The following is a 12,454-nucleotide window of genomic DNA, read 5'->3' on the forward strand; positions in this document are numbered from 1 at the left end:
CCGGGTGTTGCGAGGGGAACATCGAGTGTATGATTCACGATGTCGCCTTCCTGGTAGTGCAGGGAGGTGGGAAGTCGGGTCCTGCAGCAGCAGGGCCCGACCGGACCCCGAAACGGTCTCAACGCCGTTCCGGGGTTTTTGTTTACGCAGCTCAAGCTAGCGCGCCGAACACCAGTTCGCTGGGTTTTTCGGAAAACCCCGAAGACTCAAGCAGAAAATCCACTTCAAATAGAATGGCCGCTGTTGTCCGGGTTATTCTGTTTTCGGTCGCCTCCGCACTCCAGGCGAGGAGCCTCGGCGTGCCCGCCTCGGCCGGGCTGCCCTCGAAGGCCACCCTCCCGCCGTCCGGACCCGGGTCGATGACGTGGTCGGCGATGGCGATCGTCTCGGATTCGTGCTCGACCACCAGCACGATGCTGCCCTTGTCGCGCAGTTTCCTGTTGGCATCGAGAGCAGCCCGGAGCCGACGAAGACCTGCCAGCACCAGTTCCCGACCGCATGTCCCGGAACGGTGATGGCGCCCCCGGCCAACGACAGCTCGCGGTCGAGGAGCTGGTCGATGTCCGTGGTGTTGGTGTGCCCAGGTCCCTCGCATCGGGGACACATGACCTCGGAGTCGTTGAAGGTGAAGGCGCTGGAGGGCTCCGAGCGGGACGAGCCGGCGCGGCTGAAAAGGAGGCGCAGCATCGCTGCGGAGCCGGTGGCGGTTCCCACGGTCGAGCAGGAGCTGGATCCCATGCGTTCTTGGTCCACGACAATGGCCGCGCTCAGATGGCGCAAGTCCACGTCGGGACGGTCGGTCGAGGGCATGAACGACGGCACGGAGTGCGTGCAGGTCTCGTTGACCAGACGCCGGGACCCGGCGGCGATGGTGCCGAAGACCAGGAAGGACTGGCCCGACCCGGACAGCCCGGTGAAGACGGTCGAGCGCCGCTCGGGGGCGAGGAGGACGACTGCACGTGGCGGTAGAGCCGTTGACGTCGCCGTGCCCCTCAGCTCCGTGACCAGGACCACCTCGACCGCACCGAGGCCTTCAGAGCCCGATCTGTTCAGCGAGTCGGTCGGCGACGCTGCGGGGTTCACGGCCCAGGAGTTCGGCCAGCAAAGGGTCCTGCTGCGCGAAGTACCCCTCGCGGGTCGCGCGGAACATGGTGAGCGTGAAGCGGGCCGCGGGCTCGGGAACACCGTCCGCCACCTGGTCGGCGACCCACTGTTCGTCGTCCACGACGACGCGTTCGATGGTCCGGTCGCTGAGTGCGGAGGCGATCCCGGCGAAGTCTTCGAGTGTGAGGGCCTCGTCGGCGATCAGGGTGATGGCGCCGTCGAAAGAGCGGTCGCCGGACAGGACGACCGCCGTGGCCTCGGACAGGTCATCGGGGGCGGTCCACGGGACGGGACCGTCCTTCGGGGCGGCGATCACCCCGCTCTCCTGCCAGGGCCCGAGCAGGGGAGCGAAGCTGTGGGCGAAGAAGCCGTAGCGCAGGGAGGTCCATGCGACCCCTGAAGCTGCGAGGATCTCCTCGGTGGCGGCGTGAATCGCCGCTGGTGGGTAGGGTCCCCCGTGCGCAGCGCCCTGCTGGCTCGTGTACAGGATCCGCCGGACACCGGCCGCGACGGCCGCGTCGATCGCGTTGCGGTGCAGGCCCACCATGTCGGCCGCCGGGTCGTTCCCGGACACCAGGAGCACCTGGTCGGCGCCCTCGAAGGACGCGCGCAGGGCAGCCGGGTCCTCGTAGGAGCCCTGCCGCACGCGCACGCCCCGGTCCGCGAAGTGCCGGGCCTTGGCGACATCGCGCACGCTGACGCCGACCCGGTCGGCCGGAAGGCGTGCGAGGAGGTGTTCGACGGTGGCCCCGTTGAGCGCGCCGGTGGCTCCGGTGACGACGATCATGTGCGTGTTCCTTCCCTGCGTGCCGACCGGCGTTCGACCTGGTGGCACACCGGAGCTTAAGTTGACCAATAGGGTCATTTTCGTGTCCGCCGTCGACTGTAGATAAACTGACCATACGAGCCAATTCAAGGTTGCGGCAGCGAGAGGCAGTAAGGACCATGGCTGGTACGACCCCCGCGAAGCCCAGGCTGCGCGCCGATGCCCGGCGCAACACCGAGCAGATCCGCCGCGCCGCGATCGAAGCCTTCCAGGGGCGGGGTTTGGCCGTGCCGCTGGAAGAGGTGGCCAAGGCCGCAGGGGTGAGCAAGGCCACGATCTTCAACCGGTTCGGGGGCCGGGTCGGCCTCATCGAGGCCGTCATCGAAGAAGCCGTCGCGAACGAGCTCTACGCCGTCATCGACCGCACGCGTGCCCTGCAGGGTGCCGGAGAACGGATCTCCTACTACCTCACCGCGATCCGCGACCTCCAGTACCGGCAGCCCGCCGCCAACGACATCCTGTTGCAGGAGTACCCCCACTCCCGACAGCTCATGGACATCTGTCGGGCCGCGGGCGCGATCAACGACGAACTCGTCGCCGCGGGCCACATCTCCTCGGCCCTGCGACCCGAGTTCACGGTGGAGGACCTGCACGCGCTCATCGTGGACAACGCACTCGCCCTCAAGCACGGCGGCCACCCGCCACGGGAGGCCTACGACCGCCGCACCGCCTTCCTCCTCCACGGCATCCGTGGGCACCAGGCGTCTCCCCCTGAATGAAGGCCGGCAGAGTGGGCGACAGACGTACCCAGATGGACCTGGGATACCGCATCCTTCGGACAGAGCGGATGCGTTCGGGAGCAAAAGAACCCGTATCCCTGCAGCCGAGCCGGTCGGCACGGGCGTTTTATGGTCCTGGCACGGAGAAGCACAGCACACCGGGGCGGCCTGTCCACCCGTGACCGGCACGGTTTCGAGTCCAGCACCGTGCTCGGCCGGGACCGGCCGGCGGGCCCGGTCCGCCGAGCCAGGTTTTCGGGGCCGGGGCCTTCAGAACACCCCGCACGCGCGCAGTGCCAGCAGCAGGACCGCGGTCAGGGCGATCGAGACCAGCAACGAGCCCGCGCACCCCATACGGCTGTTGTAGAAGAAGAACACGTGCGCCTCCCGTTCCCAGTGCCGGGGCCTTGTGGGTCCAGTATGCCCGCCCGGCCCCGGATCCCTACCCGGACCCGCTCAGATGGCCCGGGCCAGGGTGATGATCTCCGGACAGGTACCGGTGAGTGCACTGCGGTCCCAGTCCCCGTACTGCGCCTGCACCGCAAAACCCGCCTGGGTCAGTAGCGCCTCGACCGTGCCCGCATCGGCAAAACGCAGCGTACTGCGACTGTGGCCCGGCTCCTGCCGTCCCTGGACCGTGTAGGCGGCGCTGAAGGTGACCAGTTCCCCCTCCACACGCTCCAGGGTGTGCACTTCTGTGGCCGTGCGTCCGTCGGGCGCGATAGCCCTGTGTTCGTGTTCAGGCGTCCATTTCTGCCATCCGCGCGCGGCCGGGTTACGTGTTTCGAAGGCCAGCAGAGCGCCGGTGCGCAGCGCACGCCGCGCCCCCGCCAGATTGGCACGGGCCTCCTGGTCGGTGAGCCAGATCTGGAAGGCATGGCCGGACATCGTGAGCAGGTCGAACTCTGCCTCGAAGGGACCGCCGGCCTGTCCGTGGCAGGGCCCCCGGACCAGATCGCCCAGCACCCACTCGACGTCGCCGCGCTCCACCTGCAGCATCGCCTGGGCCGGGTCCAGACCCACCAGGCGCCCGCGGTGCCCGCGCTCGCGTGCGATGCGGTGCAGTTTGCCGGTTCCGCGCCCCACGTCCAAGGCGTCCTGGGCAGCCATGACCAGTTCCAGGTGGAAGGGGTTCTGGGGCGAGGACTCCCAGGTGTTGAAGAGGTCGTAGAGCGCGGCCAGGTCCGGTTCGCTGTAGTGGGCATCGACCATCGCTCCAGGACGGCAGCCCGGACGGGCCCTCTCACCAGGTTTTGGAGCCCTGGCCCGGGCCCGCCGTGTGAGCAGGGGCCACGGGCTCACGGCCCAGTTCCACGGCGGTGTCGGTGATCAGCTCCAGCGCTCGGCCCGCCACCGGTAGAGTGCGCCCGTCCCGCCGGGGGCGGTCAACAGCCGCCGCACCGGCGTCGGCTCCCCGCGCAACGGGATGCGCGTGATGGTCGCGTCCTCGGTCAGCGGCGCCGGCCGGGCACCAGGACGATACCGAAACCCAATGCGACCAGGCTCGTTCCGGTGTGCCACTCGTCGGCGTAGTGGGCCGACCGCGTCCGGGCTGTTCCTGGCGCTGGTCCCGGACTTGTCGGAAAGGGCGGCCGGGGCCCCGGTCCAGTGGCCGCAGCCGGGGCCCCGGCTGCGGCCACTGGACCGGGCACGGGAAGGGTGCCGAAGAACTCCGGCACCCCGCCCCCGGCAGCGAATCTCAGATCAGGCCCTGGGCCAGCATCGCGTCACCGACCCGCTCGAAACCGGCCACGTTGGCCCCCAGCACGTAGTCGCCCGGGCTGCCGTAGCGCTCGGCCGCCTCCTCGCACCGGTCGTGGATGCCGGCCATCGTCTCGGCCAGCTCCTGCTCGGCGTGGTCGAAGGACCAGGAGGTGCGGCGCGCGTTCTGGCGCATCTCCAGCACGCTGGTGGCCACACCGCCGGCGTTGGCGGCCTTGCCCGGGCCGAACAGCACCCCGGCCCGGCGCAGCAACGAGGTGGCCTCGGGGGTGGTCGGCATGTTCGCCCCCTCGGCGACCGCGATCACCCCGTTGTCGATCAGGGTGCGGGCCGCGTCGGCGTCCAGCTCGTTCTGGGTGGCCGAGGGCAGGGCCACATCACAGGGCACGTCCCACACGCTGCCGTCCCGGACATAGTGCGCGCTCTGGCCGCGCCGCTCGGCGTAGACGTCGATGCACTTGCGCTCGACCTCCTTGACCTGCTTGAGCAGCTCCAGGTCCAGACCCTTGTCGTCGACCACGTATCCGGTGGAGTCGGAGCAGGCCACCACGTTGGCCCCCAACTGCTGGGCGCGCTCGATGGAGTACAGGGCCACGTTGCCCGCCCCGGACACGACCACGCGCCGCCCGTCCAGTTCCTTGCCGTTGCGCTCGAGCATGCGCTGGGTGAACAGCACCGTGCCGTAGCCGGTGGCCTCTGTGCGTACACGCGAGCCGCCCCAGTTCAGGCCCTTGCCGGTCATCACCCCGGCCTCCCACCGGTTGGCCAGGCGCCGGTACTGGCCGAACATGTAACCGATCTCGCGGGCGCCCACCCCGATGTCGCCGGCCGGTACGTCGGTGTGCTCGCCCAGGTGCTGGTGCAGTTCGGTCATGAACGACTGGCAGAAGCGTTCGATCTCCGCCTCGGAGCGGCCCTTGGGGTCGAAGTCGCTGCCGCCCTTGGCACCGCCGATACTCATCCCGGTCAGCGCGTTCTTGAAGATCTGCTCGAAGCCGAGGAACTTGATCACGCCCAGGTTCACGCTCGGGTGGAAGCGCATGCCGCCCTTGTAGGGGCCCAGGGCGCTGTTGAACTGGACGCGGAAGCCCCGGTTGACGTGTACGCCGCCGTTGTCGTCGCGCCAGGGCACGCGGAACATGATCTGGCGTTCGGGCTCGCACAAGCGCTGCAGGATCCGCTGGTCGTCGTACTCGGGGTGGCGTGTCAGTGCCGGCGAGAGGTTGTCGAGTACCTCCAGCACTGCCTGCTGGAACTCGGGCTCGTAGGGGTTGCGCCGCACCACGTGTTTGTAGGCCGAACGCACACCGGGGTGGTGGTTGTGGAGGTCGGACTCGCTGGCCATGGAGGTACCAGGTCCCTTCTTGTGGCTGTTCTGCTGTGCACCACGCCGTTGTGGCCGACCCGAAACACACACGCGTGTCCGAGGGTGTTTCGGGATATTTCCCGGAAGCCACCTGTCTACTCGGTGGCCTTCGGGCCCATCCGGTTGTTGACCAGGCTTTCGGTCCTCACTGACCTGCGTTCTTGCCGAGTCGTTCCCCCGGACCGGCATACCCCAGGGGGATTTGCCATCACCTGTGCCCTACGTGGGGGGCAGGTGAGATGGACCATACGGAGCCCCGCCCCCTGAGAACCCTCCAGGGTGCGGTACCAGGGCCGGGGGCCGGCAAGCCGCGCCGACGACCGGCCGTGCCGGCGAGGGCCGTGTGAAGGCACCGGCTGCGCCGCCTGCTACCCAACCCCCAACGCCTCACTTCCTGCACGCCCGCCACCGCAACCACCGCCCCCCGGCGGTTCCGGACCCGAACGCTTCGAAGCCCCGTGGGAGGAGGACAGCACGGTGCGCCCCACGACGCCGATCGGGCCGCCGCACTCGTCTGCAGGGCCCTGGAGCTGTGGGAAGGCCCGCCCCTCGAGGGTACCGATGCGCTCCAGGTGCTCGACACCGCCCCACAGGTGCTTCCCGCGGGAGCCGCGCCAGCGCCTGGCACACGGGCCGGGCGCGCGGCGTGCGGCCCCGCGCCCGGAGTCCGGGCCCCGTGGGCGGAAGAAGGGTCAGTGCACGTGCGCGAGCAGCTCGCGCAGCTGGGCGGCGCCCTCCTCCAGCTCCCGACGCGGGGCCTGTGCCCTGGGCCCCTGCAGGGGGAAGGAGTCCCCGGTAAAACGCGGGATCACGTGCAGGTGCGCGTGGAAGACCGTCTGGAAGGCAGCTGCCCCGTCGGCCAGGAACAGGTTCACGCCCTCGCAGCGCACGGGGCTCGCGCGCAGGGCCCCGCCCAGCCGCCGCCCCAGGCTCCACATGCGTGCACCCACCTGGTCGGGGACCTCGCCCAGACCGGTCGCGTGCATGCGCGGCACGACGAGTACGTGGCCGGGGTTGATGGGCATCAGGTCCATGAACGCCAGCACCAGATCGTCCTGGTGCACCACGCTGGCCCGGGCCGACCCGCCCCGGACCCGGCAGAACACACATGCGTGCACGCGCGGCTCCTTCACCTGCGGGGTAGGGGCCCATCGTGGCACCCGTCCGCCGGAGCGGGCCATCCCCGCCCCGGCGGACGGGCCGGCCTTCCGGCCTGCGCGCCGCGCAGGCCGCCGGAGAGCGCCCGTCCTTGTGGGCGCTCTAGGCTTCGGCCATGTCCACACACGAGAACGAACTCACCGAGCCCGTGGCCCTGTGCACGCCCGAGGGGCGTTTGAACCCCGAGGCGGTGGGCTGGTCGCGTACCCCGCTGCACACCACCGCGCTGCCCGGGTGGGGCCGGACCAAGCGCTGGGAGTACTGGTTGGTCTCCACCCCCACGCACTCGATCGCGCTGACCGTGGCCGACATCGACTACCTGGGCCTGACCAGCGTCTATCTGCTCGAACACGACAGCGGACGCGACCTCGCCCGTACCGCTCTACGTCCTCTGGCCCACGGGGTGCGTGTGCCCCGGAGCCTGGGGTCGGGGCCGGTGACCGCTCTGGGGCCGGTACGCGCCCGTGTGCACGACACGGCCGAGGGGACCCGCCTGCGGTTCTCCTGCACCACTTCCGAGGGGCCGCTCAGCGCTGACCTGACCGTCACCCTGCCCCCGGGACACCAGAGCATGAACGTGGTCATCCCCTGGAGCTCCACCCGGTTCCAGTACACCTCCAAGCACACCGCCCGTCCCGCCCACGGCACCGTGCGCCTGGCCGGGCAGGACATCGACTTCACCGATGCCTGGGGCGTGCTCGACCACGGGCGCGGGCGCTGGCCCTACGAGACCACCTGGAACTGGGGTGCGGGGGCCGGCCGCGCCGACGGCCACACCCTGGGCCTGCAGCTGGGTGGCAAATGGACCGAAGGTACCGGTCTGACCGAGAACGCCTTGTGCGTGGACGGGCACCTGACCAAGATCGGGCAGGAGCTGCGGTGGGACTACGACCGGGCCGCGCCCCTGCGTCCCTGGCGGATGCACACCCCCGGCTCGGCGCAGGTGGATCTGACCTTCACGCCTTTCCACGAGCGGGCCGACCGTGCCGACGTCGGGCTGGTCCTCAACGACACCACCCAGTGTTTCGGCCATTACGAGGGCACCGTGGTCACCGACCGGGGCCGCACCATCGCCGTGCACGCCCTGCCGGGTTTTGCCGAGCACGTGCACATGCGGTGGTGAGGCCCGCCGTGGTGCGGTAGGGGGCTGCGGGGGTGTTTCCGGCTCCGACGCGCGCGGGCCCTGGTGCCGGGGTCCGTGCACGGCGTTGCTTCGGGAGCGATCCTGAGCACAGGCCACAAGGACCAAGGAGTGGAGTGATCATGAGCGAGTCGATCGCGGGGGTGTCCATCCCCGACAGTGCTCTGGCACGGGAGGCGACCGAACTGGTCCGGCAGGAAGCGCCGGGGGTGCTGTTCGACCATTCCCGGCGTGTGTTCCTGTGGGCCTCGTTGCGCGGGCAGGAGCAAGGGTCGGGGTTCGACCCGGAACTGCTCTACGTCGCGGCGATGTTCCACGACCTGGGGCTGACGGGACGTTTCGGCCGTACCGATCAGCGTTTCGAGATCGACGGTGCCGACGAGGCGCGGCGTTTCCTGCACGCCCACGACGTCTCCGGCCCGCAGGCCGAGCGGGTCTGGACGGCCATCGCCCTGCACACCACACCGGAGATCCCGCTGCACATGGATTCCGAGATCGCTCTGCTGACCCGCGGGGTGGAACTGGATGTGATGGGGGTCGGGTACCATGCGCTCTCCGAGCAGCAGCGCGAGGCCGTGGTGGCGGCCCATCCCCGGCCGGATTTCAAGAACCGGATCCTGGGTGCTTTCACCGAAGGCATCAGGGACCGTCCCCAGACCACGTTCGGCAACGTCAAGGCCGATGTGCTCGCCCACTGTGTGCCCGGGTTCGTGCGCGGCGACTTCGTGGAGGCCATCAAGGCCTCCCCCTGGCCCGAGTAAGGGCCGTTGCGCCGGTTCCGGGGCGGGGCGCCAGAAGCGCTCCCCGCTCCGGAACCGGGTCCTTCGCCCGGGGCAAGATCCTCTACATGCGGACCGCAAGGAAGGCTTTCTGTTTCGGTGCAGAAGGCCGGTGCTTGGACACCTGATCACCAAAAGCACCCAGTTGCGCGACATCCTGATCACCCTGCATGCGCGACCGTGCTCATCAGCGCAACTCCTGCTAGCGTGCGGCTCGCGAACTACGGGATGATTTAGGAGACCTGAACATGGTCCAACAGACTCGCGAGCAGTGGGGAACGCGCGCGGGCTTTCTGATGGCCGCCATCGGCTCGGCCGTCGGACTGGGAAATATTTGGCGATTTCCCTACGTCGCCTACGACAACGGGGGCGGGGCCTTCCTCCTGCCCTACCTGATCGCCCTGTTGAGCGCGGGCATCCCGCTGCTGATCCTCGAATACACCATCGGGCACCGCTACCGCTCCTCGGCACCGCTGTCCTACCGGCGCATCAAACGCCCCGCCGAGGCGATCGGCTGGTGGCAGGTGGCGATCTGCTTCGTCATCGCCGTCTACTACGCCGTCATCGTGGCCTGGGCCGTGCGCTACACCTGGTTCTCCCTCGGCCAGCAGTGGGGCGATGACCCCGACGGGTTCTTCAACTCCGAGTTCCTGCAGGTGGCCGAGGCGCCCGGCATGATCTCCGGTTACGTCTCCGGTGTGGCCTGGCCTCTGATCGGGGTGTGGGTCGTGGTGCTGGTGGTGCTGGGCCTGGGTGTGCGCAACGGCATCGAGAAGGCCAACAAGGTCTTCATCCCGGTGCTGGTGGTGCTCTTCCTGGTCATGGTGGTGCAGGCGCTGACCCTGGAGGGTGCCGCCGCGGGCCTGGACGCCCTGTTCACGCCCGACTGGGGTGCCATGCTCGACGGCGGGGTCTGGATCGCCGCCTACGGACAGATCTTCTTCTCCCTGTCCATCGGCTTCGGCATCATGGTCACCTACGCCTCCTACCTCAAGCGCAAGACCGACCTGACCGGCACCGCCGTCACGGCCGCCTTCGCCAACAGCTCCTTCGAGCTGCTGGCCGGCATCGGGGTCTTCTCTGCCCTGGGCTTCATGGCCACCACCGCCGGCACCAGCGTGGACAATGTCGTGGCCGACGGTATCGGGCTGGCCTTCGTGGCCTTCCCCCAGATCATCTCCAGCCTGCCCGTGGGCGGTGCGCTGTTCGGGGTGCTGTTCTTCCTCTCGCTGTCCATCGCCGGCCTGACCTCGATGATCAGCATCGTGCAGGTGGTCGTCTCGGCGGTGCAGGACCGCACCCGCCTGGGGCGCGTGCAGTCCGTGGCGCTGGTGGGCGGGGCCACCGCTCTGGCCTCGATCCTGCTCTTTCCCACGCACGAAGGCCTCTACATCCTGGATTCCTTCGACCACTTCATCAACCAGTACGGCATCGCCCTGGCCGGGCTCGTGCTCATCATCGTCCTCGGTTGGGTGCTGCGCCGCCTGCCCTACTTCCAGCGCCACGCCAACGAGGTCTCCCTCCTGCGGCTGGGCACCTGGTGGCGGGTGGCGCTGGGTGTGGTCACCCCGCTGCTGCTGGGCTTCATGATGTTCGACAGCCTGCGCGCCGAACTCACCGAGAACTACGAGGGCTACCCCGACACCTTCCTGTTGATCGCCGGGTGGGGCGTGGCCCTGGGCGCGGTCGCCTTCGGCGTCGTCATGGCCCTGCTGCCCTGGAAGCGGGCCGACCGCATCGCCCAGGCCGATGCGCGGGAAGAGCCGCACGACCACGACCAGGATGCGAAGGAGCGCCGATGAGTACCAGCGCGATCGTCATGATGGCCATCTCCATCGCCCTGCTGTGGGGCGGGCTGGCGGCTGCTGTGACCCACCTGCTGCGCAACCCCGAAGAGGCGGAGAAGGACTGACCCGCACCACCGCGAGCCGCCCGCGCGCCACCCGCCGCGGGCGGCTCCATACCGGGGGCGGTATGTTGGGCCGGGGAAGGAGTCAATCCATGCAGATGAGACCCGAGATGGCCGGCAACGCCCTCACCCGCCTGCGCCGTGCCCAAGGCCAGCTCTCGGCGGTGATCCACATGATCGAACAGGGCGAGGAGTGCTCGGAGGTCCTCACCCAGCTCGCTGCGGTCTCCCGAGCCCTGGACCGCGCCGGATTCAAGATCGTCTCCGGTGGTATGCGCGACTGCACCGCTGCTCGCGCCAATGGCGAGGAACCCCCCATGAGTGAGCAGGAACTGGAAAAACTCTTTCTGGCCCTGGCCTGATCCCTCTGACACACCGAGGCCCGGCCCGTGCTGCGTGCACCGGCCGGGCCGAGTGCTTTCTCAGGCGCCCGCGAACTCGTCCACGATACGTTCGCAGAACGCCGGCAGGTCGTCGGGGTTGCGGCTGGTGGTCATCCCCTGGTCGGTGACCACCTCCTGATCCACCACCGTGCCGCCCGCGTTCGTGAGGTCGGTGCGGACACTGGGGTAGGAGGTCACGGTGCGGCCGCGCACCACGTCGGCCTCCACCAGGATCCACGGTCCGTGGCAGATCGCCGCCACGGGTTTGTCGGCCTGCACGAAGTCGCGCACGAAGCCGACCGCGTCCTGGTTCACCCGCAGCTGGTCGGGGTTGATCGTGCCGCCGGGCACCACCAACGCGTCGTAGTCGCCGGCCCCCACCCGGGAGACCTCCCGGTCCACGTCGAAGCGGTCGCCCTTGTCGATGTCGCCGTTCATCGACTGGATCTGTCCCCCGTGTGTGGAGACCAGCTCCACCTGGGCGCCGGCTTCCTCCAGCGCCTGCCGGGGCTGGACGAGCTCGACCCGCTCGACCCCGTCCGCCGCCAGGACAGCGACCTTGCGTCCACTCAGTTGGCCAGCCATGAGAGCCCCCTTCTTCCGCGAGCGTGCGCTCTCACCTTCGCCCCTACCCCACCAGTGCACCCGCCTCACACCCGGCCACGGCCCGTGCGGCGGTGAGGTGGCCCACCTGGCCAGCACGGGCTGCAACGGCTCCGGCCGGCGGGCCCGAACCGGAGCCACTATTTCCCCTCGCTCACCCACAGCCACAGAAAACACAAAAACAAAACCCTGCACCCGCGCCATTTTTTGCAATATTTATTGACAATCCAACATTCCTGTGCCTGCGAGAAGAATGGCTTCTTCGATCCAATGGCGGGCCATGAAAAAATCAATACGCTCCGTTTGCAGGGGCGCCGCCCCGGGGAAAAAGAAAACAGCGGCCCCCCAAGCCCGCGCCGAAAGGAGGGAAATAATGGCATACCGTTCTTTTTGCATCGAGGTCATCAACCTCACCGGGCTCGACCTCGAGCTCACGGAGAAGAGCCTCAGCCACGGAATCTGGGGCAACAACGACCAGGACACGCCCCCCGAAAGGATCCCCGGCATGAGTAAGGGGATCGTCCACGCAGAATCCCAGGGGTTCGGCACCGGAACCGAAGGGAACGTCGTCTACCGCAGCTCGCACGGCGAATTCAAGATCTACTGGGACAACCCGGGCGTAGGGTCGAACGCGTTCGGCGTCCAGGTCCCCGAAGGATACGACAAGACCTACAGCGACATCCACGGGAACAACGCCCATGTGAAGCTGAACCTGCATCCGAAGATGTAGCGGACCCGTGGAAA

Annotated in this window: 13 protein-coding genes; 7 read left to right on the forward strand and 6 right to left on the reverse strand. The window is 68.7% G+C overall.

Annotation, left to right across the window (positions count from 1 at the left end):
• Nucleotides 1–151: 151 nt before the first annotated feature.
• Both D456_RS27905 and D456_RS0108490 read right to left on the reverse strand, forming a co-directional pair.
• Nucleotides 152–484, reverse strand: coding sequence for a hypothetical protein (locus D456_RS27905; RefSeq protein WP_160166723.1), 333 nt, complete (start codon nucleotides 482–484; stop codon nucleotides 152–154).
• 549 nt (nucleotides 485–1,033) lie between these two features.
• Nucleotides 1,034–1,891 carry an SDR family oxidoreductase gene (locus tag D456_RS0108490; protein ID WP_017575746.1) on the reverse strand — a complete coding sequence of 286 codons (858 nt, stop codon included), beginning with the start codon at nucleotides 1,889–1,891 and terminating at the stop codon, nucleotides 1,034–1,036.
• Nucleotides 1,892–2,049: 158 nt separating this feature from the next.
• On the opposite strand from D456_RS0108490, the gene D456_RS0108495 reads away from it, so the two are divergent.
• Nucleotides 2,050–2,649, forward strand: coding sequence for a TetR/AcrR family transcriptional regulator (locus D456_RS0108495; RefSeq protein WP_017575747.1), 600 nt, complete (start codon nucleotides 2,050–2,052; stop codon nucleotides 2,647–2,649).
• Nucleotides 2,650–3,105: 456 nt separating this feature from the next.
• Here the strand turns inward: D456_RS0108495 and D456_RS0108505 are convergent, their stop codons facing one another.
• From D456_RS0108505 to D456_RS0108515, 3 genes are all read right to left on the reverse strand, one after another.
• Entirely contained in the window at nucleotides 3,106–3,861 is a 756-nt protein-coding gene (locus D456_RS0108505; RefSeq protein WP_017575749.1) for a class I SAM-dependent methyltransferase, read from the reverse strand.
• A gap of 487 nt (nucleotides 3,862–4,348) precedes the next feature.
• On the reverse strand, nucleotides 4,349–5,716 hold the full coding sequence (gene gdhA, locus D456_RS0108510; RefSeq protein ID WP_017575750.1) for an NADP-specific glutamate dehydrogenase: 1,368 nt from the start codon (nucleotides 5,714–5,716) through the stop codon (nucleotides 4,349–4,351).
• Nucleotides 5,717–6,429: 713 nt separating this feature from the next.
• On the reverse strand, nucleotides 6,430–6,855 hold the full coding sequence (locus tag D456_RS0108515) for an HIT family protein (RefSeq protein ID WP_040698938.1): 426 nt from the start codon (nucleotides 6,853–6,855) through the stop codon (nucleotides 6,430–6,432).
• 155 nt (nucleotides 6,856–7,010) lie between these two features.
• Here D456_RS0108515 and D456_RS0108520 point away from each other — a divergent pair, with 155 nt between their 5' ends.
• From D456_RS0108520 to D456_RS0108540, 5 genes are all read left to right on the forward strand, one after another.
• Complete coding sequence (locus D456_RS0108520) at nucleotides 7,011–8,018, forward strand: DUF2804 domain-containing protein (RefSeq protein ID WP_017575752.1); 1,008 nt, start codon at nucleotides 7,011–7,013, stop codon at nucleotides 8,016–8,018.
• Between the two features lie 140 nt (nucleotides 8,019–8,158).
• Complete coding sequence (locus tag D456_RS0108525) at nucleotides 8,159–8,797, forward strand: HD domain-containing protein (protein ID WP_026115696.1); 639 nt, start codon at nucleotides 8,159–8,161, stop codon at nucleotides 8,795–8,797.
• A 266-nt stretch (nucleotides 8,798–9,063) separates the two neighbouring features.
• Nucleotides 9,064–10,617 (forward strand): sodium-dependent transporter, encoded by a 1,554-nt coding sequence (locus D456_RS0108530; protein WP_026115697.1) that lies wholly within the window; start codon nucleotides 9,064–9,066, stop codon nucleotides 10,615–10,617.
• Nucleotides 10,614–10,727 (forward strand): methionine/alanine import family NSS transporter small subunit, encoded by a 114-nt coding sequence (locus tag D456_RS25560; protein WP_017575755.1) that lies wholly within the window; start codon nucleotides 10,614–10,616, stop codon nucleotides 10,725–10,727. Before D456_RS0108530 ends, D456_RS25560 begins: the two co-directional genes overlap by 4 nt.
• 89 nt (nucleotides 10,728–10,816) lie before the next feature.
• Nucleotides 10,817–11,086, forward strand: a complete 270-nt coding sequence (locus D456_RS0108540) for a metal-sensitive transcriptional regulator (RefSeq protein WP_017575756.1) — start codon at nucleotides 10,817–10,819, stop codon at nucleotides 11,084–11,086.
• 60 nt (nucleotides 11,087–11,146) lie between these two features.
• Here D456_RS0108540 and D456_RS0108545 read toward each other — a convergent pair whose 3' ends face one another.
• Nucleotides 11,147–11,692, reverse strand: a complete 546-nt coding sequence (locus tag D456_RS0108545; RefSeq protein WP_017575757.1) for a type 1 glutamine amidotransferase domain-containing protein — start codon at nucleotides 11,690–11,692, stop codon at nucleotides 11,147–11,149.
• A gap of 391 nt (nucleotides 11,693–12,083) precedes the next feature.
• Here D456_RS0108545 and D456_RS0108550 point away from each other — a divergent pair, with 391 nt between their 5' ends.
• Nucleotides 12,084–12,440 (forward strand): aegerolysin family protein, encoded by a 357-nt coding sequence (locus D456_RS0108550; RefSeq protein ID WP_017575758.1) that lies wholly within the window; start codon nucleotides 12,084–12,086, stop codon nucleotides 12,438–12,440.
• The last annotated feature ends 14 nt before the right edge of the window (nucleotides 12,441–12,454 follow it).

The sequence above is a fragment of the Nocardiopsis kunsanensis DSM 44524 genome, from assembly GCF_000340965.1.
GTDB lineage: Bacteria > Actinomycetota > Actinomycetes > Streptosporangiales > Streptosporangiaceae > Nocardiopsis > Nocardiopsis kunsanensis.

Coding starts and splice junctions, on each gene's coding strand:
- D456_RS0108490 (WP_017575746.1), bottom strand. CDS start 1,891: ATGATCGTCGTCACCGGAGCCACCGGCGCGCTCAACGGGGCCACCGTC.
- D456_RS0108495 (WP_017575747.1), top strand. CDS start 2,050: ATGGCTGGTACGACCCCCGCGAAGCCCAGGCTGCGCGCCGATGCCCGG.
- D456_RS0108505 (WP_017575749.1), bottom strand. CDS start 3,861: ATGGTCGATGCCCACTACAGCGAACCGGACCTGGCCGCGCTCTACGAC.
- gdhA (WP_017575750.1), bottom strand. CDS start 5,716: ATGGCCAGCGAGTCCGACCTCCACAACCACCACCCCGGTGTGCGTTCG.
- D456_RS0108520 (WP_017575752.1), top strand. CDS start 7,011: ATGTCCACACACGAGAACGAACTCACCGAGCCCGTGGCCCTGTGCACG.
- D456_RS0108525 (WP_026115696.1), top strand. CDS start 8,159: ATGAGCGAGTCGATCGCGGGGGTGTCCATCCCCGACAGTGCTCTGGCA.
- D456_RS0108530 (WP_026115697.1), top strand. CDS start 9,064: ATGGTCCAACAGACTCGCGAGCAGTGGGGAACGCGCGCGGGCTTTCTG.
- D456_RS25560 (WP_017575755.1), top strand. CDS start 10,614: ATGAGTACCAGCGCGATCGTCATGATGGCCATCTCCATCGCCCTGCTG.
- D456_RS0108540 (WP_017575756.1), top strand. CDS start 10,817: ATGCAGATGAGACCCGAGATGGCCGGCAACGCCCTCACCCGCCTGCGC.
- D456_RS0108545 (WP_017575757.1), bottom strand. CDS start 11,692: ATGGCTGGCCAACTGAGTGGACGCAAGGTCGCTGTCCTGGCGGCGGAC.
- D456_RS0108550 (WP_017575758.1), top strand. CDS start 12,084: ATGGCATACCGTTCTTTTTGCATCGAGGTCATCAACCTCACCGGGCTC.